The 1,421-nt window shown below is 63.8% G+C and carries 1 protein-coding gene; it reads left to right on the top strand.

Translation table 11 applies throughout. From position 1 onward, the window contains the following. Positions 1-1,296: photosystem I reaction center subunit XI (locus LKE08_RS15360; protein ID WP_324705118.1), on the top strand; the 1,296-nt coding region annotated here is incomplete at its 5' end. Positions 1,297-1,421: the final 125 nt, after the last annotated feature.

Consider the following 1,421-nt stretch of genomic DNA (forward strand, 5'->3'; position numbering starts at 1 on the left):
AACCTGGCCCGCCTCGGCATCGGCGTCGGTGCCGGGGGCGAGGTGATAGACACCTATCCCTACTACGCGATCGGCATCGCCCACCTCGTCGCTTCCGCCGTTTTGGGGGCGGGCGGCATCTACCACGCCGTACTCGGGCCGGAGAAGCTGGATAAAAAAGGCTTCGGCTACGACTGGGCCGACGGCGGCAAAATGACCACCATCCTCGGCATCCACCTGGTGCTGTTGGGGGTGGGGGCGCTGCTGCTGGTCATCAAAGCGGCGTTTGTCGGGGGTTTGTACGATCCCGCGATCGCCGACGTCCGCCTGGTGACACGGCCCACCCTCGACCCCCTGCGGATCTTCGGCTACCTCGTCGGCATCACCCCGGACGGCTGGACGCTGAAGGGGATGGCCGCCGTCAACAATTTGGAAGATGTGGCGGGGGGCCACCTGTGGATCGGCGCGATCTGCATCCTGGGCGGCATCTGGCACATCCGAACCGAACCCACCGCCTGGGCCAAGGGCCTGTTCGTCTGGTCGGGGGAGGCGTACCTGGCTTACTCTCAGGCGGCCCTGGCTTACATGGGGTTCTTCGCGGCCTATTTCGTCTGGGCGAACGGCACGGTTTACCCGGAGGTGTTTTACGGTCCGGCCGCCACCCTCACCGCCGATGGCGTCATCACGTCGCGCACCTGGCTGATGCTGTTTCAGGCGATTTTTGCCGGCCTGCTGCTGGCGGGGCATTTTTGGCACGGGTTGCGATCGCGGGCGATCGCGGCGGGCTACAATTTCAGCCAAATGAAATTCAACCCCGGCGCCCTGTACGGCGACGGCCAATTCAACGACCGACCCCTATTTGAAGGGATCGTGCAACCCCACCGCAACGACCCCCAACTCGGGATGTTGGATACCCCCATCAGCGCCAGTCCCCTGACGCGAACCTGGCTGAAAAACCTGCCCATCTACCGGGCCGGCCTCTCGCCGATCGCCCGGGGTTTGGAAATCGGCATGGCCCACGGCTACCTGCTGCTGGGGCCGTTCCTGAAACTCGGCCCGCTGCGGGACACCGAACGGGCACTCCCCGCCGGATTTGCCAGCGCGTCCGGGCTGGTGGTCATTCTCGGCGCCTGTCTGTTCGTCTACGGCGTCGCGGTTTTCCAGACCGGCGCCCGATTCAAGGGCAACCTCCCGGACAACATCCGAACCTACAAGGACTGGAGTTTCTTTACCTCCGGCTTCCTCGTCGGCGGCCTCGGCGGCGTCATCTTCGCCAGCTTCATTTTGCTCGAAATTAACCGGGCGGGCTTCATTTAAACCGATGCGAATCGGGGTGCGGGGATTTGATGGCAGTTACCTATTTGCTGCGATACGGTTCGATCCGCCATTATCCCCCCTGATCTCCCCCCTTACAAAGGGGGGGTAGGGGGGGATGGGGACTT

This window comes from Lyngbya sp. CCY1209 (assembly GCF_035615495.1).
Classification (GTDB): Bacteria; Cyanobacteriota; Cyanobacteriia; order Cyanobacteriales; family Microcoleaceae; genus Limnospira.